The organism is Colwellia sp. KU-HH00111 (assembly GCF_040362745.1).
GTDB lineage: Bacteria > Pseudomonadota > Gammaproteobacteria > Enterobacterales > Alteromonadaceae > Colwellia.
Genome location: NZ_BAABWO010000005.1, coordinates 246,895 through 268,510 on the forward strand (window position 1 = coordinate 246,895; position 21,616 = coordinate 268,510).

20 protein-coding genes are annotated in these 21,616 nt (G+C 39.0%); 6 read left to right on the forward strand and 14 right to left on the reverse strand.

Translation table 11 applies throughout. The annotated features are described in order from the left end of the window. Window positions 1–32: 32 nt before the first annotated feature. Window positions 33–707, reverse strand: a complete 675-nt coding sequence (gene rpe / locus ABXG98_RS11360) for a ribulose-phosphate 3-epimerase (protein WP_353538886.1) — start codon at window positions 705–707, stop codon at window positions 33–35. A 285-nt stretch (window positions 708–992) separates the two neighbouring features. On the opposite strand from rpe, the gene ABXG98_RS11365 reads away from it, so the two are divergent. Continuing rightward, on the forward strand, window positions 993–1,631 hold the full coding sequence (locus ABXG98_RS11365; protein ID WP_353538798.1) for a TorF family putative porin: 639 nt from the start codon (window positions 993–995) through the stop codon (window positions 1,629–1,631). Between the two features lie 99 nt (window positions 1,632–1,730). Here the strand turns inward: ABXG98_RS11365 and ABXG98_RS11370 are convergent, their stop codons facing one another. Beyond that, window positions 1,731–1,886 (reverse strand): hypothetical protein, encoded by a 156-nt coding sequence (locus ABXG98_RS11370; protein WP_353538893.1) that lies wholly within the window; start codon window positions 1,884–1,886, stop codon window positions 1,731–1,733. Here ABXG98_RS11370 and ABXG98_RS11375 point away from each other — a divergent pair. After that, window positions 1,828–1,962: a DUF2970 domain-containing protein gene (locus tag ABXG98_RS11375; RefSeq protein WP_353538887.1), complete on the forward strand. Its 135-nt coding sequence runs from the start codon at window positions 1,828–1,830 to the stop codon at window positions 1,960–1,962. The genes ABXG98_RS11370 and ABXG98_RS11375 overlap by 59 nt on opposite strands. Window positions 1,963–2,171: 209 nt before the next feature. Next, a complete protein-coding gene (locus ABXG98_RS11380) occupies window positions 2,172–3,806 on the forward strand; it encodes a M28 family metallopeptidase (RefSeq protein WP_353538799.1) in 1,635 nt (544 codons plus the stop codon). Between the two features lie 19 nt (window positions 3,807–3,825). Here the strand turns inward: ABXG98_RS11380 and ABXG98_RS11385 are convergent, their stop codons facing one another. From ABXG98_RS11385 to ABXG98_RS11435, 11 genes are all read right to left on the reverse strand, one after another. Then, on the reverse strand, window positions 3,826–4,326 hold the full coding sequence (locus tag ABXG98_RS11385; RefSeq protein WP_353538800.1) for a TlpA family protein disulfide reductase: 501 nt from the start codon (window positions 4,324–4,326) through the stop codon (window positions 3,826–3,828). A 1-nt stretch (window position 4,327) separates the two neighbouring features. Then, window positions 4,328–6,472 carry a TonB-dependent receptor plug domain-containing protein gene (locus tag ABXG98_RS11390; protein WP_353538801.1) on the reverse strand — a complete coding sequence of 715 codons (2,145 nt, stop codon included), beginning with the start codon at window positions 6,470–6,472 and terminating at the stop codon, window positions 4,328–4,330. 196 nt (window positions 6,473–6,668) lie between these two features. Further along, window positions 6,669–7,478, reverse strand: a complete 810-nt coding sequence (locus ABXG98_RS11395; protein ID WP_353538888.1) for a Dam family site-specific DNA-(adenine-N6)-methyltransferase — start codon at window positions 7,476–7,478, stop codon at window positions 6,669–6,671. Window positions 7,479–7,682: 204 nt separating this feature from the next. Further along, window positions 7,683–9,125 (reverse strand): SPOR domain-containing protein, encoded by a 1,443-nt coding sequence (locus ABXG98_RS11400; protein ID WP_353538802.1) that lies wholly within the window; start codon window positions 9,123–9,125, stop codon window positions 7,683–7,685. Between the two features lie 75 nt (window positions 9,126–9,200). Beyond that, window positions 9,201–10,265 carry a 3-dehydroquinate synthase gene (gene aroB / locus ABXG98_RS11405; RefSeq protein ID WP_353538803.1) on the reverse strand — a complete coding sequence of 355 codons (1,065 nt, stop codon included), beginning with the start codon at window positions 10,263–10,265 and terminating at the stop codon, window positions 9,201–9,203. 83 nt (window positions 10,266–10,348) lie between these two features. Then, window positions 10,349–10,867 (reverse strand): shikimate kinase AroK, encoded by a 519-nt coding sequence (gene aroK, locus ABXG98_RS11410; protein WP_353538804.1) that lies wholly within the window; start codon window positions 10,865–10,867, stop codon window positions 10,349–10,351. A gap of 203 nt (window positions 10,868–11,070) precedes the next feature. After that, entirely contained in the window at window positions 11,071–13,191 is a 2,121-nt protein-coding gene (locus ABXG98_RS11415; protein WP_353538805.1) for a type IV pilus secretin PilQ, read from the reverse strand. An 11-nt stretch (window positions 13,192–13,202) separates the two neighbouring features. Continuing rightward, window positions 13,203–13,727: a pilus assembly protein PilP gene (locus ABXG98_RS11420; protein ID WP_353538806.1), complete on the reverse strand. Its 525-nt coding sequence runs from the start codon at window positions 13,725–13,727 to the stop codon at window positions 13,203–13,205. After that, entirely contained in the window at window positions 13,724–14,326 is a 603-nt protein-coding gene (locus ABXG98_RS11425) for a type IV pilus inner membrane component PilO (protein ID WP_353538807.1), read from the reverse strand. The genes ABXG98_RS11420 and ABXG98_RS11425 overlap by 4 nt, the downstream gene beginning before the upstream one ends. Beyond that, window positions 14,323–14,910: a PilN domain-containing protein gene (locus ABXG98_RS11430; protein ID WP_353538808.1), complete on the reverse strand. Its 588-nt coding sequence runs from the start codon at window positions 14,908–14,910 to the stop codon at window positions 14,323–14,325. The genes ABXG98_RS11425 and ABXG98_RS11430 overlap by 4 nt, the downstream gene beginning before the upstream one ends. Then, window positions 14,898–15,977, reverse strand: coding sequence for a pilus assembly protein PilM (locus ABXG98_RS11435; RefSeq protein ID WP_353538809.1), 1,080 nt, complete (start codon window positions 15,975–15,977; stop codon window positions 14,898–14,900). The genes ABXG98_RS11430 and ABXG98_RS11435 overlap by 13 nt, the downstream gene beginning before the upstream one ends. Before the next feature lie 127 nt (window positions 15,978–16,104). On the opposite strand from ABXG98_RS11435, the gene ABXG98_RS11440 reads away from it, so the two are divergent. Further along, window positions 16,105–18,768: a penicillin-binding protein 1A gene (locus ABXG98_RS11440; protein ID WP_502901556.1), complete on the forward strand. Its 2,664-nt coding sequence runs from the start codon at window positions 16,105–16,107 to the stop codon at window positions 18,766–18,768. A 16-nt stretch (window positions 18,769–18,784) separates the two neighbouring features. Here the strand turns inward: ABXG98_RS11440 and pdxR are convergent, their stop codons facing one another. Beyond that, the gene (gene pdxR / locus ABXG98_RS11445; RefSeq protein WP_353538810.1) at window positions 18,785–20,236 is read right to left on the reverse strand and encodes a MocR-like pyridoxine biosynthesis transcription factor PdxR; all 1,452 of its coding nucleotides are present in this window, start codon (window positions 20,234–20,236) and stop codon (window positions 18,785–18,787) included. 94 nt (window positions 20,237–20,330) lie between these two features. Between pdxR and ABXG98_RS11450 the strand changes: the two genes are divergently transcribed. Together ABXG98_RS11450 and ABXG98_RS11455 are read left to right on the forward strand one after the other, a co-directional pair. Then, complete coding sequence (locus ABXG98_RS11450; protein ID WP_353538811.1) at window positions 20,331–20,930, forward strand: GNAT family N-acetyltransferase; 600 nt, start codon at window positions 20,331–20,333, stop codon at window positions 20,928–20,930. After that, complete coding sequence (locus tag ABXG98_RS11455) at window positions 20,923–21,531, forward strand: FMN-binding negative transcriptional regulator (protein ID WP_353538812.1); 609 nt, start codon at window positions 20,923–20,925, stop codon at window positions 21,529–21,531. The genes ABXG98_RS11450 and ABXG98_RS11455 overlap by 8 nt, the downstream gene beginning before the upstream one ends. Window positions 21,532–21,616: the final 85 nt, after the last annotated feature.

Here is a 21,616-nt window from a genome sequence, read left to right on the forward strand (position 1 = left end):
TTAAAATTTTAAACCACAATCAAGATTGCAGTTTACTTCGAAACTTTTGTTAACTCTGCACGCATTTCATCAATAGCGACTTTATAGTCAGCTTGTGAAAAAATAGCACTACCTGCGACAAACATGTCAGCGCCAGCAGCAGCAATTTCAGCAATATTGCTCGCTTTAACACCGCCATCTACTTCTAAACGAATATCTCGACCACTTTGTTTAATTTTCTCTTTAACTAAACGCAATTTATCTAATGTAGTTGGGATAAATGATTGACCACCAAAGCCAGGATTCACTGACATCAATAAAATAACATCTACTTTGTCCATAACAAAATCTAAACATTGCAACGGTGTCGCTGGGTTTAACACTAAACCAGCTTTACAACCATGATCTTTTATTAACTGCAAAGTACGATCAACATGATCGCTGCCTTCAGGGTGAAAAGTGATAATATCAGCACCCGCTTTGGCAAATTCCGGAATTAAACTATCAACTGGCTTAACCATAAGGTGAACGTCGATCGGTGCAGTAATACCATAATCACGCAATGATTTGCACACCATAGGCCCAAACGTTAAATTGGGTACAAAGTGGTTATCCATAACATCAAAGTGCACAACATCAGCACCTGCAGCAAGCACCTTAGCAACATCATCACCCAAACGAGCAAAGTCAGCTGATAAAATAGAGGGGGCAATTAAAAAAGAGGACATAGCTTTCTCAAGCAAAAAAAATATGCGCACATTATACCTAAGCCAGTTTTAATACCAAGTTTATTACACCCTTGCCCAATGCACTTTTTTTGCCCAAGCAATATTTTTTCGCACCAAACTGGCGCACAGCGTTTAATGTTAGGGCTGAATAGCAAACTGACATAAACCAACAAGCCATTGTTAAACAATGATAATTCAAACAATTCTCGATCTTTATTCATACAGGCACTATCTTTGCAAAATTGTGACTAGATTCAAAATTTATAAATACTTAAAGAGAGCAACATGAAAAAAACATTATTAAGCATCGCACTAACCTCAACACTTGCTACTAGCGCTTTTATTTCAACATCTGCTTTGGCGGTTGAAGGACTCAGTGCTAATGCTGGCGTGGTTTCACAATACTTTTTCCGTGGTGTTGCACAGACATCCACAGCATCAGCAAGCGCTGGCGTTGACTATGAAAATGGTAATTTCTCAGTAGGCACTTGGGCTGCAGATGTTGATGATGGCTTGGAAATTGACTTTTATGGTAGTTACGGCAACGAACTTGATAATGGTTTTGGTTACAGCCTTGGTTTTACTACCTACCAATATACTGGTGATTTTGACACCCAATATAATGAAATTAACCTTGGAGCTTCATACAGTTTCTTCTCAATTGCCTACAGTGTCGGTACTTGGGAAGTTGAAGGTGGATCAGATCAAGACTATGATTTTCTTTCATTAACGGCTGAATATGAAGGTTTCTATGCTACTTACGGTACCTGGGGTGACGAGTTTGACGGTGACTATATTGAGCTTGGCTACAGCACCGAAGTTTCAGGCTTTGACCTAGGCGTTGCTATGATTGCAAATTCTAAAGAGCTAAATGGCGGTGAAGCTGATGAGTCATTAGTGTTAAGTATCGGAAAATCGTTCTAAAAAACACCTCATGACAATAAAGTGTTAATTGGGTATAGTGTTGATTAGCTATAATCGATTGACACTTTTTTGCATTATTTAGTGGTGACATTGCAGTGGCTAAATGGTGTAAACATCCATGATGACAAATAAAATGACTGACAACTCCCCTTCATTCAGACGTACATTAAAAAGCACTTTCGCTGCATTTTTTGGTGTGCAAAGTAATAAAAATAGAGAAAAAGACTTTAGCCAAGGTAAGTTAAGCCACTTCATATTAGCAGGTATACTCGCAGTAGTACTCTTTATTAGTACTTTAATTCTACTAGTCTTTTTGATCGTTCCCAATTAGAACAATTCATTTTTACTTTTTACTTACCCGTATTTAGAGTAACCCAATCATCCATTGTTTTGGTGGCTGACGGTTAAGCTTGGCAATTATTGCCCTTATAAATATTACCACCCGTTGAGCGCATTTTGACCGTTTTACCACTAAGTATACCTAACGGTTAATATTTTCGGTTATACTCCTGATATCATTTTCAATAAAAGAAGAACTACATGAAAAAAAACATCTGTATCCCCCTTATTTTTACAGCGGCGTTAAGCGGTTGTAGCACTAATAGTGCGCTAATAAACAATACAAAAACAGACGTTGCTGCAAGTTATAACAGTATTAATTCAGAACAACTCATTGAGCATATCAAAGTACTTTCTTCCGATGCATTTGAAGGCCGAGCACCTTCAAGTAAAGGTGAAGAGCTGACACTAGAGTATCTAACCCAGCAATTAACCGCGGTAGGTTTTCAGCCAGGTAATGGTGACAGTTTCTTGCAAGCAGTACCTATGGTTTCAATTGAGGCATCGCCTGATATGACGTTATCAATTGGTGATAAAACTTACCAATACGGACATGATATGGTGATGGGTTCAAGCCGTATTAGCAGTTTTGAACAACTTAACAATTCTGAATTAGTCTTTGTGGGTTACGGTATTAATGCACCGGAATACAATTGGAATGATTATCAGGGGTTAGATGTTAAAGGCAAAACTGTCGTTATTTTAGTGAATGACCCTGGCTTTGCCACAAAAGATCCGGCGCTATTTAACGGTAATGCCATGACTTATTATGGCCGTTGGACCTATAAATATGAAGAAGCTAGCCGTCAAGGGGCAGAAGGCGCGATTATTATTCATGAAACGGCACCGGCATCCTATAACTGGTCTGTAGTTGAGCATTCTTGGACTGGACCTCAGTTTGGTTTTGTTCGCGATGATCTAAACAAAGGAAGAGTTGCAGTTGAAGGCTGGGTTAATAGTGACGTTGCTAAAGAGCTGTTTACTAAGGCGGGATTGAACTTTGAGCAAGCCAAAGCAGAAGCAGCAAAAGGCAGTTACCATGTTGACATGGGGGATTTGAGCGCATCGGTTACGGTGAAAAACACAGTGAAGCAATCTGTTTCATATAATTTTATCGCGACCTTACCTGGCAGCACTAAACCAGATGAGCATATTCTTTATACGGCTCATTGGGATCACTTAGGCAAAGACACAAACCTAACTGGTGATCAAATTTATAATGGCGCCGTTGACAATGCATCGGGTACTAGTGCACTTATTGAAGTGGCTGAAGCCTTTGCTAAACTTCCTGTTGCTCCACAACGTTCCATAACTATTATGGCGGTAACAGCCGAAGAGCAAGGATTATTAGGCTCTAAATTTTATGCCGCCAATCCTATTATTCCCGCAGCAAAAACTGTCGCTAATATTAATATGGATGCGTTAGGTGTCAGTGGCAGAAGTAGTGATGTCTCAGTCTATGGCTTAGGTCAATCAGAGTTAGATGATTTCCTGACCATTGCCGCGCAAAAACAAGGCCGTGTAATCGCCGGTGACCCTCGCCCAGCAGCAGGAATATACTATCGTTCTGATCATTTTGCCTTTGCTAATATTGGTATTCCAGCACTGTATGCAAAATCGGGTAAAACACCATTAGATGAAGCAACTAAAGCTTTGCGTGCTGAACTAAAAGAGCGATTAAGCAAGTGTTATCACAATGTGTGTGATGAATATAGCGACGCTTGGGATATGTCTGGTGCAGTGCAAGACATACAAGCCTTTTTTGAAATTGGCCATCAATTATCAAAAGAAAATGTTTGGCCAAAATGGAGTAAAACCTCAGAGTTTAAGCGCTAAAGCAAAAACGTTCATATGGCTATAACACGCTATCACATCGTTGCTCAGTAATTAGCGCCATTACTTGTGCTAACTTTTTAGGTGCAATATAGCCACGTTTTTTTGCAATAAGCTTACCCTTTTTATCAAATACCACTGTGGTAGGGTAAGCTTCTACTCCCTGAATTTTCAGCAAAAATTTCTTGTTTGCTTCAAAAGCGGGTAAGTTTTTATCAAAATGACGTAATTCTCTTCTTAACGTTTGGGTTTTACCATCAGCACCTATTAATGCGATATTGGCATATTGAGCGCATTGGTGTTGTATTTTAGCTAACGCCTTGCCTTGCTTTTTGCACCACTTACATCCCGGTTGATATATCATTGCAATGGTAACCAAATTTTCATTACCATGGTCTAGCTTTGTATCATTTGTTACCAAGCTTTTTAAATGCAGTTGATTGTAATCTATTGCCAAAGCGTTTGAGGCATCCACTGCCCCAAGCACCATCAACACACTAAAGATAAACAGACGAGTCAACATTTTATAAACTCACCTCAACGCCTACATAAAATTCACGACCATGTAATGGGCCATAGATATAGGCAACATCATACCCGCCAGTGTTATCATAAAATAATGGTGTATCACCTTCATCTATCTGCGTGTACTCAAAAATATTAGATATTCCCGCATACACTTTTGTAGATTCACTAAAGAGATATTGCACTTTAAAATCAGAACTTGAAAATGAGGGAGCATCTAACGGCTTGACTGAGCTTGCATCATTTTTAATATTAAAACCATCATAGCCATATTCACGTAAGTCGCGTGCACTAAACCAAACCGTGGTCCAGAATAGCTTCACATTATCATTACTCCATTCCAGATCAATACCGACGCGTTCTTCAACTGGAACAATAGCGTAAGATGACTTAAAGTTATCATCATAGATAAATTTCTCAGCACTTAAGTTCACTGTTAATTGTTCTGTAACATTATAACCTGTCGATATATCGATAGTTGAAACTGAAGCTGCATCGTCTAGCTGCGTTAACACTGGCACATCATTTTCATCAGCCTCTAAACTCGCCAGATTTTCTACTCGAGAGTGAGCTAAAGATAAGGTCAGTGCAAGCTGCTCACTGTCGTAGTTTAGTGAATAACTTGCTGAAAGTGATTCTTCTAATGCATCAATATCAATTAAATAACCTTTCTCTGTATCTAATATGCCATGATCTGTTTCGAAAAATGATAATGGCGCACGATAACCTCTACCCGTTGAAAAACGAGAAGTGAGTTCATCCGTATGAAAATATCGCATATCCAATCGAGGTGCTACAAAGGTTTCTTCAATTTCTGTTCCCGGTTTAGCAGGGTCGATAAAATCTGCGCTAACATGATCAATACGTAATGCCATCGCTATCTCTATTTTATCTGATGGAACCCAAGTGTCTTGAACGAAGACACCTTTGGTTTCATAATCAAATGAATCACTTTGATAGCTTGCAACTGAAGCTAAAGCTTTAGTGTCTGAACGCATGGCTTCTGAGCGAAAGTCGCCCCCGTAGGAAATGAAATGCTCATCATTTAATTCGGTATCAAATTTTGCACGGAAATACGTCATAGTATCTTTAGCTTGATAATCAATACCTTCATAAAATGAATCTTGGTTGTGTTTGGCATAACTAACAGCAAATTCAGAGGTAGTATAATCACTTTGTTCGGTTAACCACTTGATGTAGGCTTCATCACGCGAGGTATCAATCCATTCTGTGGTTTCCCAAGCTTTGCCGATGTAATTATTTCTGACATCATCACCTTCAAATAACTGCTCAGAATCAATACCATCATAACCTGAAAGCGCCTCACCAATTGAGCGTGTATTTTTGCCAACAATAGGACCACCAAAGACTTCAGAATTTACTTTAGACACTCTAAATTGCAGGTTGTTGGTGTCATTCACATCTTGACTAACTAATACTGTAAGCGATTGGTTTTCTTGAAATGGTGCTTCTGAAACACCATTATCGTCATGATCTTCTTGGTCTTGTTTATCATATTGGCTAATTAAGGTAATGCCTGTTTTACCATCTTCAGACACGCCTGTTGCCATAGCTTTTAATGCCGTATAGTCATGAGAGCCCTTTGCTAAGCTAACGGTTGCTGAATTTTCATAGGCTTGTTTAGTGACAATATTAACCGTTCCGCCTATCGCTTCCGGGGCTATTAACGAAGCCCCAGCACCACGTGCCACTTCAATTCTATCAATTCCTGTAGTAGCTATTGCATCTACCGCATAAAAACCAGAGATCAAAGTATGGGTTGGAATGCCATCTACTAGGATAGTGGTGTGTTCGCCTTTCATCCCGTTTAACATGATGCGTTTCACGCCACACATTGAACATTCATTAGACACATTAACCCCTGGCTCATTGTTGATTGCATCAGACAGGCTTAATGCATTTTTATTTTCAATCATTACCTTGTCTAAGACTTCAGTTTGTTGAATAACATCCTTCAGGCGGCCAGCCTGTTCGAGCTTTTGACGAACACTTGTGACTTCAATTACCTCGATAGAGGATTCGTTTTGGGCTATAGGTTCGGCTGCATGAGCTATATTCACTTGGCTTATTGCATAAAAACTTGCACAGCTTAATAAAGCTAAATGGATTCGGGAAAATTTCATTGGTTATTGACTCAGAGTTTCAGGACTATTGATGCCGAGCAATGTAACAAACACTAAAATTAATGTAAATGATAATAATTACCATTCATTGATTTAGATCAGCTTTTCTATAAAAGTTGAGCGACTGATGTTTTAATTCAAATTTTCTGTGGTGCTAAGTCGTATAGGGCTGTTTATGAGTAGGCATAACAGCAAGTTATTTATATAAAGCCAAAACCTCTTTGACCTTAATTCGACTTTTGCCTTTCGGACTAATGGTTCGCTGTACTTGAAATAATTTCTTTTTTGAGGCGTCTTTATAGAGCTCTTTTGTAAAATCAACATAATGATTTGAGATTAACGTGGGTACACCGTCGTGCTTTGCTTTTTGGGCACAATTAACTAATCTTTGCTGATCTTCATCGCTAAATGAGTTTCCTGCATATGCGGTGAAATTAGAGGTAGGGTTGATAGGTGAGTAAGGAGGATCACAATAGACCACATCGTTGCTTTTTAGCTGCGAGAAAGCGGTTTCGAAGTCACCTTGAATAAAGGTCGCCTTTTGCGCTCTTTGTGAAAAATAGTGTAGTTCTTCACTAGGAAAATAGGGGTGTTTATATCGACCAAATGGCACATTGTAACCACCACTTTTGTTATAACGGCACAGTCCATTGTATCCATGTCTATTGAGGTATAGAAATAACAATGAGCGCTCGTAAGGATCACTAGACTGGTTAAACTGATCTCTTAGTTGGTAATATCTATCTGCTTGATTTGTTTTACTATTAAAAAGCTTTTCGGCATCACCAATAAAACTCAACGGCTGGTTTTTAATGATATTAAACAAATTAATAAGGTCATCATTCATATCTACTAACAGGTATTCATCAAAATCTAAATTTAAGAATACCGACCCACCGCCAACAAACGGTTCTACTAACCTTTTTTTACCTTGCTTAGGTAATAGGCTAGCTATTTCATTAACAACTTTTTTTTTACCGCCAGCCCATTTTAAGGCAGATCGCATCCCCGCAAGAGATTGAGCTTTAGTCACAAAAGAGGCCTATAAATTATTGGTAGCGAATGCTAACAAGGGTATTGTTAGCGCTGAAAATGAGATATTACTAATCATCGCCTACCACTACATAATAAAAAAAATTAAAGTGCGATTGTAGCCCGAATTGATTTCTAACGGTATTGATTTCTCGACTAAATAACTAAATTAAGCTAATTATAATGCTGCAATTTCTGTTTTAACAGTACTAAGCGGCTTTATCCAGACACCTCGGGCTTTAATGGTCTCAGGCAATAATGCTAGTGCAGCTCTAGCTTGCGTTGTATCAGCATAAACGGGTGTTGTTAACACCACCAGTAATTTACCATTTACAACTTTTTGATAGCTAAAATAGGTTAAGGTAGGGTATTGCTCAATAAAACGTGCTAATAGTGACATATCACTAAACCCTACAATTTGTATAACATAACCAGTCGACGCATTTAAGTAATAGCTAGGTGCTAGTGTAACTGGTAGATCTGTTGGTTTTGAAAAATTGAGTGATTTATCTTCGCTGCTATTCGCTTTAACATGACTCAAGCTTTTACCTGTTTCGTCTTGAATGGCCACTTCTGCTTTTTCATTTATGGTAGCTACGGGTGAAGATTGCTGCTGTTCAACCTTGATTACCGCTTGTGTCTCAACTGCCGGCTCAGCTTTAACTGGCTGATTTAATGCTTCATCATCTAAAGCTAAAGCTGCCACAATATCGCTGGTATTCGCCGGTGCTTCAAAGCTAGTGCTGGTCAACTCAGCGGTTGATGATAGCGCCGCAAATATATCCTTGCTGTCTGCTGGCATTGACTGTTCGACCACTTGTGTTGTCGCCTGTGGGGTTTCCTTCTCCGGTATTGCTATTGTTTTAATATTATTTTCAACTAACGGTAGTTTAGCTAAAGTAAAGCTATCAGTATTTATTAACATATACCAAGACAGCCCAATAACCGTGGCAATAGTCAAGGTAGTTAATGCAGTATTTCGCCAGAATTTAGGAGTGAGTAGGTTATTTTTATGTTTAAATTTTGGGTTATCTAAAGCAAATATTTGCCCTGATTGGGCATCAATAATTGCCAATTTATTGTTAAATATTGTTTTATTGCTTGCCACTTCTTGAGCTGCTTGTGTTTGAGAAAATAACACCACATTAATGTTATTGTCAGTTTTATTGGCTACATCAACCAATTGGCACAGTTCATATTTTAATTGTAATGACAATGCATGCGCATGTTCAACCACAATCATCACAGCTTCTTTACTTTGCTTACTTAGTTGTAAAATGCTCACAGCTAGTGATTTCTCTGGATCAAATAGTGTGTTAGCGAAAAGCTGTTCAATCAATCGGCAACGGATCTGAATGTCATTTAATTTTTTTGATGCTGAAACGAATGCGACATTGCTTTCGTCATGGCTATTTTCTTTGGTAAGACCGAGTAAGAATTGGCGAGCTGCTTGAGTATATACATTGACGTCATCATCAATCACAAGTACCGCTTGTTGCGAGTAGCGCTGAATATAATCAATGCGCGCATTGACACTAATAGGCGTCACGGTAGGCTCGCTGTTCAGTTGAACTGAGGCAATATTAGCAGTATGTTTACTGGTGTTCGCGAATGCGGACATAATCAACCCTTTCTACAATTTTTTGTTTAAAACCAAATATCAAAATCTCAATGATTTATAAACAAAATAACCTAATTATAGAATTTGCTGAAGTATCTCTTGGCTGATGTCGTCACGAATTTCTGAATGCCCTATTGCTGTAGGTACAATAAAACGTAATTTACCACCAATATTCTTTTTATCTCTGCGCATATGACGAATAAAATCATCACAACCCATATTTTCAGGGGCTTGCAATGGTAAATCAAACGCTTTAATCAGCGACTCAATTCGACAAAGATCTGACACTTCAAGCAAATTCATTGCTACTGCTAATTTAGCAGCAAGGACCATGCCAGTAGCAACAGCTTCACCGTGAAGCCAACTTCCATACCCTTGTTCCGCTTCGATTGCGTGACCAAATGTATGCCCTAAGTTAAGTAGTGCGCGAACGCCAGCTTCTGTTTCATCATTAGCGACAATATCAGCCTTACATTGACAACACTTTTCAATCATTTTTGCTAAAATCTGCTTGTCGCCAGATTTTATGGCATCAATATGACTTTCTAGCCAAACGAAGAAATCTAAATCACCTAAAATGCCGTATTTAATGACTTCTGCCATTCCTGCATTAAATTCGCGTACAGGTAACGTATGTAAACTATCAATATCTATGATGACCGCTTTGGGTTGATAAAATGCCCCTATCATGTTTTTGCCCAGCGGATGATTTACGGCAGTTTTTCCACCTACAGATGAATCCACTTGTGATAATACCGTCGTAGGCACTTGAATAAAGTCGACACCACGTTGATAACAAGCAGCAGCAAAACCGGTAATATCACCAATAACACCACCACCTAAAGCAATTAAGGTGGTATCTCGCCCATGCGCATTTGCTAACAGGTGAGACATAATAACTTCAAAATTGACTAAGTTTTTCTGTGCTTCACCATCAGGTAAAATCACTTCATCGAGCTCATAATCAGCTAATTTTGTTTTGATTGCTTCGAGATATAAAGGAGCCACTACTGTATTGGTGACAATACAAACTCGCTTTCCACGGATATGTTTTGTTAGAAGTTCAGCGCGATTAAATGCGCCTGACTCAATATATATAGGATAACTACGCGAGCCTAGATCAAGATTAAGAGTAGACATAGTGATTGTACCAAACGTGGATTTTGAGGAATAACGCCACTCTATTTATTAATGAGTGGCGAGGAATAAGCTAATCAGAAAGATTAAAAGTCTAAACGTTCAATAATTTTATGAGCAACAACTTTAGCACTTTGATCATCAGTTTTAATCACCACATCTGCGATTTCTTCATAGAGCGGGTTACGTTCCACAGCTAAGTTTTCCAACACTGTGCGCGGATCTTCTGAAGTTTGCAGTAGTGGACGGCGACGATCTCTTTGCGTTCTAGCCACTTGCTTGTCGATAGTTGTTTCTAAATAAACAACAATACCGCGGGCTGATAAGCGATTACGTACTTGATCACTAATAACAGACCCACCACCCGTTGCTAAAACAATACCCTGTTTTTCACTGAGGTCTTCAATTACACCTTCTTCTCTTTTGCGGAAGCCTTCTTCGCCCTCAAGATCAAAAACCCAGGCAATGTCTGCTCCGGTACGGCGTTCTATTTCTTGATCTGAGTCGAAAAACTCAAGATGTAGCCTATCAGCAAGCTCTCTACCTATAGTGCTTTTACCTGCGCCCATAGGACCAATTAGGAAAATGTTACGTTTCTCTGCCATTAGATTTACTTAATACTCGTTTGTTACAGGCCATATCAAAAGGTAAATATAGTTACAACTATAGCGCTTTTGATGTCATAGAGGTCTCCCTCGGAAATTTCAAGGGCGTAATTATCGCAATTGTTAGGGTAAGATTGCAAGTACCATTGTTAGTAAGTCAGACAAAAATGCCTGCTTACTAACATTATTTTCGATAAAGGCAGTTAAAAGTGCTCTGTCACAATACGAGGGGTAACAAAGATTAACAATTCTTTTTTCTCGTTAAATTGATTTGAGTTTCTAAATAACCAGCCAAAGTAAGGGATATCACCTAATACTGGTACCTTTGAAATGGTATTGATGATAGATTGCTGATAAATACCACCAAGGACAATAGTTTCACCATTGTTTACCAGCACTTGAGTGCCAATACGCTGGGTATCAATTGCCGGGGCTGACCCACTTCGTACATCAGAAACTGTGTCTTGAGTGACCACTAAATCTAATATTATTTTATTATCGGGCGTGATATGTGGTGTTACCGTTAAGCTAAGTACAGCTTTTTTAAATTGTATCGCGGTAGCACCACTTGACGCTGCTTCTTGATAAGGTATTTCAACACCTTGCTCTATATAAGCTTCTTTTTGGTTAGAGGTAGTAATACGCGGGCTTGCAATGATTTCACCTTTATTCTCTTTTTCCATTGCGCTTAACTCTAGATCTAAAATAGTTCCATCAGCTAAACGAGCAACCTGGAAGGCTAGCATACCTGCGGCATCAGAAACCGGTAAATTCACATTTAAGCCATCGCCTAATTGTGGCACTTTACCAATCCCCACATCAGCATCATTAAGTGCTCGTGTACCCGTGGCTTGACCAACACCCTCTAATGATCCTGACGTTGCATATTCACCATCGGTATTAGTGATTCCCCAGCGAATACCTAACTCTTCATTAATATTGTCTTTTACCGTCACCATACGAGATTCTATAACTACCTGGCGAATTGGGATATCTAAAATATTAACCATACGTTTAATATCTTCAATACTTTTCGCGGTATCACGTATTAACAGAGTATTGGTACGTTCATCCACTGACACACTGCCGCGTGGAGATAATATACTGGTATCCTCATTTTTAATTAACTCAGTAAGTTCGGTTGCTTTTGCATAGTTTATTTGCACAAACTCAGAATAAAGCGGCGCTAACTCCTCAACTTGTTGTTGCGCTTGCAGGTTTTTAGCTTCTCTTTCAGCTAGCTCATCACTAGGTGCCACCATCAAGATATTACCTTGCATACGCTTATCTAATCCCTTTATTTTAAGGATAATATCTAAGGCTTGATCCCACGGAACGCCGTCTAAACGCAAGGTTATATTACCCGTAACTGTATCACTGGTAATTAAGTTAAACTCATTGTAATCGGCGATAATTTGTAACACGGTTCTTACTGGAATATCCTGGAAATTCAAGGAAATAGTTCGACCACTAAAGTCTTCAGTGTCGGTTAAGTAACCCGGTGCTTCTTTCTCTTTTTCTTTTACCGTCAACACAAACAAGTTGTCTGTTTGCTTATGTGAAAAAGTAAAATGTGTGTCAACATCAACAACGATACGTGCATTACGCCCATCTTTGAATGTTTCAATATTAGAGACAACGGTACCAAAGTCTGAGACATCAAGTTGATAGAGTAAGTCGTCAATAATTTGAGTATTATGAAACTCAATATTTACTTTTCCTAACTTGTCATTAACATCAACAGCAACTGAGCTGTCAGCTAAATAGACCAACACTTGGGCAGAATTTTCTTCACCTAAACGAAAATCTAGCGACTTCACATGATTAATAAATTGCTCACCGGCAGGGCTTAACTGTTCAACAACCTCAGCCGATTTTCCATAGTTAAAGGTAATAGTAAATGCATTACCATCTATGGCAACATCAAATACCGCTAATTTTTCAAGATTAATCGTAGCCGCCAGCTTTGCAGTGGAATGTTCTAACATAACATTAGTAACACCAGCATGATTAATCGTGGTTTCTTTGTGCTTGTCATCAAAACTTTGAGCATCAAAGTGAATCTTGACAAAAGCAGGATTCATTGAAGTATCAACAATAGGTAAAGACGAAATCTCTGCTGAAAATTCAAAAACCAACGCGATTTGATCATCTTGAATCGTATTATATGAAATGCTTAATAACTTACTTTCTTCAGTAGCTTTGGCATTGACATTAAAAGACGCAATAACCAGTGTTAATAGCGTTAGGCATACATACCAGCTTCGTTGAAGACTAGCTAACCCAGTAAAGACTTTATAATTTTTCATTTTATTAAATAGCATTATTGTTTCCTTTACTCTTCTGCTACTGATTGAGCAATTCTAATGACAGTTTCTCTTTCTACCCAACAACCTGAACCGTCGGGTGTTAATTCTACTAATTTCACGCGTTTTGCACTCACTTCTGTAATACGCCCATTAAATAATCCTAAATAGCTACCAATTGAGACTCTGTGTAAAGTAAAGTCAGATGCTTCTATCAACGCCCAAAGCACACCATCATCACCAAGCGTTCCTCGCATGGTGAGGTCTCCCACTGCAAACGCTTCTAAAGGTTGCTTACGTCGACGAGGATCTGGACTTAAACACCCTGACATTTGTTGAATTTTTTGCTGAATCACTTCAGGCTCAGGCAATGAGAATGGGCTTCTTAACTCAAAAGCTGAGTACTCGAAGTGATTATATTCATGCACTTCTGGCATTGGATCAATTTGGCTTGTGGTTGTTGCTTTCACTTGTTCCATATGCGCTTGTAGATCACTAGTATCATCAAAACATCCGCTAACTAAAGTTACGGCAATTAAAACTAATATTCTCATTGTGTTTTAACCTCCTGCTCTTGGTAGCGATACGTTTTAGCTTCTAATTTCAAATTAAGTGCATCTTTACCGACATCAGTGATAGTTATGTTGAAATTATGAAGTGTTACAATTCGGGGTAAACCGGCTATTTTACTAACGAAACTTCCAAAAGAATGGTAGGGACCATTTACTTCGATATCTATAGGAAGCTCAATATAAATCTCTTTACTGATTTCAGGCTGCCACTCTAATTTAACGAACTCTAAACCACTGGTAGTACCAATAAAAGTGATATCATCTAATAGGCCAGGTGTTTCATGGCTGTTAGGTAAGCTTCTCAGTTGTGTAGCAAAAATATTTTCAGCTTCAACCATTTGCGCTCTAAATAGCTCTAAATTAGCAGCGACATGATATTTGGTTTGGTAAGAAGATTTTAACGTCAACTCTTCTGCTTGTACGCGTTCAAGTTGTTCCATTTTTCCGCTAATCAAAGCCATATAGCCCAAGAAAACAATCATACCTGACAAAAAGATAATCAACATTAATTTAGCCGCAGCCGGCCATTGCCCTAGGTTTTCTAACTCTAGGTTTTCAAATTGTGATTTATCAAAATTCATTTACCACCTCCTTGTGCTTGCTTTGCAAGTTCGGTGTCATTCATTAAGCCTTGAATTCTCACTTTCATTTTAAAACTACTTAAAAGTTTTGGAGAACCATCATCAGCAGTGATTGACTCAGGGGTAGCGTCCGTAAATAAATCCGAGAGTTCAATGGCTCGGATCATATTGGCCAAATGATTGTTTGACTCACTTTTACCGGTTATTTCAATACTGTTCCCTTGTTTGCTTAGTTCAGTAATATAAATTCCGTTGGGAATGATTTTGGCTATTTCATCCAATACTTGGGTACCGACATTTCGGCTTCGCTGTAATTGCTCAACAACATCAATACGTTTTTGCAATGCCGCTTTTTTATCATTTAGCGTTTTAATTTCAGCAATTTGTATATCGAGTATTTGAATTTCATTTTTTAAGAATTGATTACGAGTAACTTGCCCGTCAATACGTGCTTGAAAATATAAGTTGACCGCAAATACTAAAGCGAAAACCACTAAACTTACTGCGGTTAACAAGGTATAAAATTCTTTTTGTTTTTCCTTGAGAGCTTCTTCGCGCCAAGGAAGCAGATTTATATATGCCATGGCGTAAAGCTCCTTAATGCTAATCCTGTGGCTACCGTTAATTGCGGTGCTACTTGCGCAAGCGCATTTTCATTAATTGAGGCACCAAAAGTCATCGCATTAAAAGGGTTAGCAATAACAGTATGAATACCGAGTTCATCAGTCAACAACTGTTCTAAACCTTCTATTGCAGCAGTGCCCCCTGACACAATTATATAGTCAACTTTATCCGCACCACTTGTGGTCAAGAACATTTGAATGGCACGTCGTACCTGCTGTATTAACACCGTATGAAATGGTGCTAACACTTCGAAGGTGTAATTGGGTGGTAAGTCATTGGTTATTTTTGCTTCTTCTGCAGCTTCAAAGCTTTTATTGTAATAAGAGACAATGGAGCGGGTGTACTGTTCTCCACCAAACATTTGATCACGACTATAAAGATGCTTTCCTGCTCGAGTCACTGAAAACAAGGTCATTGCTGCACCAATATCGACAATCGCCACTGTTTTATCTGCGGCATCGTCAGGTAACTGGGACAAACATAAATCATGTGAGCGACTGACCGCATAGGATTCTACGTCAACAACTTTGGTATTAAAATCACCCGCGTCTAAAGCGGCTACTCTAGCCTCAATAGATTCAGTACGCGCGGCACTTAACAAAACATTGACTTTGCTTGGATCTGACTCATTAACATCTAATGACTCAAAGTCTAAACTAACTTCATCTAAGGGATAAGGAATTAAACTATCAGCTTCAATTTCTATCTGGCTAGCAAGTTCTTCCTCATTTAAAACGACATCCATATAAATCACTTTAGTGATCACGGTTTGCCCAGAAACAGCAGTAGCAGCATCTTTTGCTTTAAAGGGGATACTTTGACGGATTTTGGCAATCACATTACCTACCGCTTCAATATCTTGTATTTCACGATCGACAATTGCACCACGTGCCATAGGTTCTATTGCAAAAGCCTCTAAAACATAGCCATCATTACCCTGGCTGAGCAAAACTGCCTTGACTGCATGAGAACCGATGTCGATCCCCACCATCATTGGCGTTTTCTTTTTCCATATTTTATCTAGCATAACAGCCCACTAAATTTTATTGTTTTAATTATTTTTAACATCTTTACATATAAATACATTTATTACATGGTTTTACGAGATATACTAGTACTATATGACATTTTTATCCACAAATAGAGCAATTGTAGTGTTTTTAATTAAAAAAATGATGAAAATAGGCTTCTTTTTACTCTTTTTAGCTATTGTTAGTGTTTTAGCGTTGTATTTGAATTTACGAAAAGAATTACCTGATATCAATTTGTTAAAAGATGTGCAGTGGCAAACACCAATGCAAATTTATAGTCATGATGGATCGTTAATTTCACAATTTGGTGAAAAAAAACGAAAACCATTAACCTTTGATGAAATTCCACAACAACTTATTGATGCTCTGTTAGCCACAGAAGATGACAGGTTTTATTTTCATTTTGGTGTTGACCCTATCGGAATGGGACGTGCCGTATTAGGTCGCTTAATGGGAAAAAATAAAGGTGGGGCGAGTACTATTACCATGCAAGTCGCGCGCAACTTTTTCTTAACGCGTGAACAAACGGCAATCAGAAAAATCAGAGAAATCTTTTTATCTTTTCATATTGAAAGTCTATTAACTAAAAACGAAATATTAACGCTTTATGTTAATAAAATCCCTTTAGGCCATCGTTCCTTCGGCTTCGGTGCTGCTGCTCAAGTGTATTATGGTAAAGAGCTGAATCAACTCAACTTGGCACAAATAGCAGTGTTAGCTGGTTTGCCTAAAGCCCCATCAACCTACAATCCCATCAGCAGACCTGATCGTGCCTTTATGCGACGTACAACGGTACTTCATCGCATGTTAGTCAGTGGTTATATTGATGAGCAAGCCTATCAATTGGCTAAATCCGCCCCTATCACAGGAAAGCGACACGGCGCTAAAATTGAATTAGATGCTCCTTATATTGCTGAAATGGCACATCAAGAAATGATTACCCGCTATGGCAAAGAAAATGCCTACACCGGAGGCTATAAAGTTTTCACCACAGTTACCGATAAATTACAGCAAGCAGCACATACATCGGTAGTCAATAACTTATTAAGCTATGACCAGCGCCATGGTTATCGAGGCGCTATCACTTCATTACGACCACAACTAGATGATGATAACAACAATCGCACTGAAAACGTGATTAGCGATGTTACTGAGTCAACAGTCGTGGATGAGCCACTGACTGAGGATGAGATAGCCACAGCGCTTGCTCAAATTAATTCTTATCAATCGCTTGTACCAGCAGTGGTTACTCAGATAAATGATCGTTCGGTTGATATTACCCTTCAAGGCAACCAACAAGCGAGCATTTCTTGGCCCGGCATGGCTTGGGCACGACCTTATATTAATGATCAAAAGCAAGGTCGCCCTCCTAAAACGGCAAGCGAAATTTTTAATTACGGTGATGTAGTGCTCGTTCAGCAGGTCTCGCCCAATGAATATCGTTTGAGCCAACTTCCTGTGGCTAGTGCCGCGATCATTTCACTTTCACCCGATAATGGCGCGATTCAAGCCGCTGTGGGCGGCTTTAGCTACAAACAAAGCCAATTCAATCGTGTAACCCAAGCGAAAAGACAAGTTGGCTCAAATATTAAACCTTTTATTTATTCGGCAGCGTTAGAGCACGGGTATACGTTGGCATCATTGATCAATGATGCCCCAATCAACCAATGGGACCAAAGTACAGGCGTAGTTTGGCGGCCAAAAAACTCGCCAGAAGTCTATGTTGGGCCAATCAGATTACGTTTAGCCTTAGCTCAATCAAAAAATGTTATTGCGGTTAGGTTGTTACAGAACATCGGCCTAGATAATGCCATTGACCATTTAACACACTTTGGTTTTGCTCCAAGTGACTTACCTCGAAACGAATCTTTGGCTTTAGGCTCTGCCTCCTTAACACCCTTAGAGGTTGCCACAGGCTTTGCCACCTTTGCCAATGGCGGTTTTTTAATTGAACCCTACCTCATTGAACGCATAGAAAACGCAACAGGTGAAGTAATTTATCAAGCCAACCCCAAACTAGCCTGCGATCCTTGCGAGTCTCTGACTATTGGTACTGATAATTTAGATAGTATAGAGCCCTTGAAAAATAACGATGAAGCCAGTTATTTAGGTGATAGTCTTGAACTGAACAATAATTCACTTAGCCAGTCAACAGCCTCTATCACTGAGGCTTCTGAGCTTGATGCACAGTTACAAACAACATCAGCACCTAGAGTTATTTCTGAGCAAAATGCATTTCTAATCACCCAAGCACTTAATAGTGCTATTTGGGGGGCAGACTGGTCGGCTGAAAACCCTTGGCAAGGCACAGGTTGGCGCGCAAGAGCACTAGGCCGTAGAGATATTGCCGGTAAAACCGGTACCACCAATGAAGGCAAAGATGCTTGGTTTTCTGGTTTTAACCGTCGATTAGTAACAACCTCTTGGATAGGGTTTGATGATCCTAGCCGAAATCTTGGTAAATCTGTGTATAACAGTAATCTAGGTAAAAACCAGATTACAGGAACAGAAGCCGGCGCAAAATCTGCGCAACCTGCATGGGTTGATTTAATGAAAATTGCGCTAGCAGATATCGCTGTTGAGCCTTTTAACCCACCCGCTGATATTGTTTCTGTACGAATCGACAAAGCAACAGGTAAGCTAACGACTGACACCAACAAAAAAAGCAGTTTATTTGAATACTTCAAAGTGGGCACTGTCCCAACTGAGTATGTCAGCCAAGATAATAGTCTCGATATTTTTCAACATCAAGGCACTTCTCCCACCCCTGACAATGAAATTTTTTAACCTTGATTGTCACTCTTTATTTATTCAACAGGGGCTTTAATAGCTTCAGCCCTTGTTGAATTTTTTCTTCACTTTGCCCAGCAAAACCTAGCCGAATAAATTTATTTTCATCATTATATTGGTGTAAATGAAAGGCATTTTCGGCCAGTATAAATAACCCTAGCTCTTTCGCCAACTGCGCAATCTCTGCGGCTCGTTCACCTACATCTACCCATAATGCCATCCCGCCCTTTGGCGAGGTAAATTTAATAGTAAGCCCTTCATCGATAAAAGTATTAAGCACATCAATCATACATTTTCGCCTTTTCAAATAGCAACGGGTTGCCTTTCTTAAGTGACGCTCGAATCCGCCATCTCTCATCCATCTTGCTACCGCATCTTGCAATAAAACATTCGCTTTATGATTAATTAAGGTTCTGTAGCTGACAATGTGGCTAGCTAATGATTTATCTACCGCTATCACTCCCAGACGAATTCCTGGAAACATTATTTTAGAAAAACTCGATAAATAAATCACTAAGCCTGATGGATCATTAGCTGCCATAGGCGGTAAAGGTTGGCTTTTATAATGAAATTCATGATCATAATCATCCTCAATTATTGGGATATTATACTGCTGTGCAAGTCGATATATTTGTACTCGGTGTTGTGCAGATATCGTTGTTGTTGTTGGGTATTGATGTAATGGCGTTAAATACAATAAACGAATGTTGTGCCGTTTAATGAGCAATTCCAGATCAGCAACATCTATGCCTTGATCTGTTTGTTTAATCCCAATGAGTTCAGCTCCCGCATTTTTAAGCGCATTCCATGCAGGACGGTATCCTAAATTTTCTACCGCAACACAATCACCCGACTGTAGTAATATTTGTCCGATAATATACAATGCTTCTTGTGTGCCATTAACCACAACTATTTCTTTATTAACTATCGCCCTTACCCGGCGCAAGTACTTACTAACCTCAATAATAAATGGTTCATAGCCATTGTTTTCTCCATAGTTTAGTGCCTTGATTGATGGTCGGTTTAAGGCATCATTGATAAAGCTTCTGAACTCGTTAAATGGAAACAATTCGATATCCGGGTTACCGCCAGCGAAATTAAATGCATATTCATTTGCCGGACGCGAAAAATCATGATTACTAGGTTTAATCACCCGCCAACTATGCTTATTCGCTGTATTATCATGCTTGGTTTTATCAGCTAAAGCACTGTTTATTGGTAAGATGTCTGCAACACTATACCCTTGCCTTTGCTTAGTTTTAACCCAACCTTGCGCAATTAATTCATTATATGCAGCCATGATGGTATGACGATTAACAGACAATTGTTCTGCCAAAACGCGTGTTGAAGGCAGTTGTTCTTTTGGCATGACTGCGCCATTGACAATTGCTTGGCGAATAGCATTCGAAATCTTTAAATACAGCTTTGTTTGCGTTTCATCAAAGTCTAAGGTTAAGGTTTCCATTCAATCCCTGGTGTAGCTAAAAAATCATATCTGGTTGTTTTATTTATACCATAAAACGGCAAAATATGAGCCATACTTTTTATGGAGACCTAATATGCATAAACTAACCGTCATCACATTAAGCACCAACAAAGTAACGTTGCATCCTTTAAAAATGGAGCATTTAGCCGACTTTTTTAGTGCCGGATCTTTTCCTGATATTTGGACTTGGTCATTACCCGATAAATGTACTTCCATCGAGTCGACAAAAGACTGGCTTCAATATTCGCAAGACATGGCAGACAAAGGTGAACATGTCCCCTTTGCTATTTTCGATAATAGCAGCGACCAGTTTGTCGGTAGCACCCGTTATTGTTCGATTAATACAGAAGATAAAAGTGTCGAAATTGGCTTTACCTTCATCACCCCCAAATTTCAGCGTAGCTATATTAATACCCATGCAAAATATTGTTTGCTAGAACACGCCTTTGAAGTGCTTGGTGCAATTCGAGTGGAATTTAAAACCCACGAACAAAACCAAAAGTCGCGCACAGCGATTGCAAGATTAGGTGCGAAATTTGAGGGAATATTACGTAATCAACGAATTTTACCTGACGGAAGTTACCGCAACACAGCTATCTTTTCGATAATTGATCGCGAGTGGCCTTCGGTAAAGTTGCACTTACAAGAAAAAATGGTATCGACTTATGAATAACCTAAAGACTGAACTTAATAGCAAGCTTAGCACTGAAGAAAAAGCACTTTTGATCACTTATCCATTTGCACAACTTCTTGCTTCAAGTAATAATCACGATGAATTTTCAGCATTGGTTTATTGCCCACTACAGTTGCTTGAAAACAGTACTTTACTGGGGCATTTACCAAACAATAACCCACTAATAAAAGCAATATCAGTAAACCCTAAGGTTAAGGTTATTTTTACTGGCCCTCATGGCTACATATCGCCTCGTTGGCACAGTGAACAGCTTGTTCCTACATGGAATTATGCAACGGTATCATTAACATGTAGAGTAAACTGTATTGATAATACCGAGGATAAATTAAAAGCGATGGAGAAAATGAGCCGCCGCTTTGATCCCCAATGGGACTTTGCTGAGTTTAACAATGTAAGTAATGAAAAAATGGTACAACAGATGTTGTCAGCCATCACTGTGTTTACTTTAGCTATCATTGATGTCAGCAGTAAGTTTAAACTATCACAAAATCGCTCTGCTGCTTGTCGAGCAGCTTTTCAACAAAACTTAATAGCTACAGGACATATCGACTTAGGAAAAATACAACAAGCAAGTCAATGAAGTTAAAATCTTTTGTGCTTAATCAACTGATCATTTACTTCATTGATATACCATCACATAATACCTATTCACACTGGCATAGAGA

Bases quoted from the DNA above. Each gene is read 5' to 3' on its own strand.
- ABXG98_RS11420 (WP_353538806.1), bottom strand. From the start codon at position 13,727: ATGAGAATATTAGTTTTAATTGCCGTAACTTTAGTTAGCGGATGTTTT.
- ABXG98_RS11370 (WP_353538893.1), bottom strand. From the start codon at position 1,886: ATGAAGTGGCTTAACTTACCTTGGCTAAAGTCTTTTTCTCTATTTTTA.
- ABXG98_RS11450 (WP_353538811.1), top strand. From the start codon at position 20,331: ATGCATAAACTAACCGTCATCACATTAAGCACCAACAAAGTAACGTTG.
- pdxR (WP_353538810.1), bottom strand. From the start codon at position 20,236: ATGGAAACCTTAACCTTAGACTTTGATGAAACGCAAACAAAGCTGTAT.
- ABXG98_RS11365 (WP_353538798.1), top strand. From the start codon at position 993: ATGAAAAAAACATTATTAAGCATCGCACTAACCTCAACACTTGCTACT.
- ABXG98_RS11380 (WP_353538799.1), top strand. From the start codon at position 2,172: ATGAAAAAAAACATCTGTATCCCCCTTATTTTTACAGCGGCGTTAAGC.
- ABXG98_RS11435 (WP_353538809.1), bottom strand. From the start codon at position 15,977: ATGCTAGATAAAATATGGAAAAAGAAAACGCCAATGATGGTGGGGATC.
- rpe (WP_353538886.1), bottom strand. From the start codon at position 707: ATGTCCTCTTTTTTAATTGCCCCCTCTATTTTATCAGCTGACTTTGCT.
- ABXG98_RS11385 (WP_353538800.1), bottom strand. From the start codon at position 4,326: ATGTTGACTCGTCTGTTTATCTTTAGTGTGTTGATGGTGCTTGGGGCA.
- ABXG98_RS11430 (WP_353538808.1), bottom strand. From the start codon at position 14,910: ATGGCATATATAAATCTGCTTCCTTGGCGCGAAGAAGCTCTCAAGGAA.
- aroB (WP_353538803.1), bottom strand. From the start codon at position 10,265: ATGTCTACTCTTAATCTTGATCTAGGCTCGCGTAGTTATCCTATATAT.
- ABXG98_RS11415 (WP_353538805.1), bottom strand. From the start codon at position 13,191: ATGCTATTTAATAAAATGAAAAATTATAAAGTCTTTACTGGGTTAGCT.
- ABXG98_RS11395 (WP_353538888.1), bottom strand. From the start codon at position 7,478: ATGCGATCTGCCTTAAAATGGGCTGGCGGTAAAAAAAAAGTTGTTAAT.
- ABXG98_RS11390 (WP_353538801.1), bottom strand. From the start codon at position 6,472: ATGAAATTTTCCCGAATCCATTTAGCTTTATTAAGCTGTGCAAGTTTT.
- ABXG98_RS11400 (WP_353538802.1), bottom strand. From the start codon at position 9,125: ATGTCCGCATTCGCGAACACCAGTAAACATACTGCTAATATTGCCTCA.
- aroK (WP_353538804.1), bottom strand. From the start codon at position 10,867: ATGGCAGAGAAACGTAACATTTTCCTAATTGGTCCTATGGGCGCAGGT.
- ABXG98_RS11455 (WP_353538812.1), top strand. From the start codon at position 20,923: ATGAATAACCTAAAGACTGAACTTAATAGCAAGCTTAGCACTGAAGAA.
- ABXG98_RS11425 (WP_353538807.1), bottom strand. From the start codon at position 14,326: ATGAATTTTGATAAATCACAATTTGAAAACCTAGAGTTAGAAAACCTA.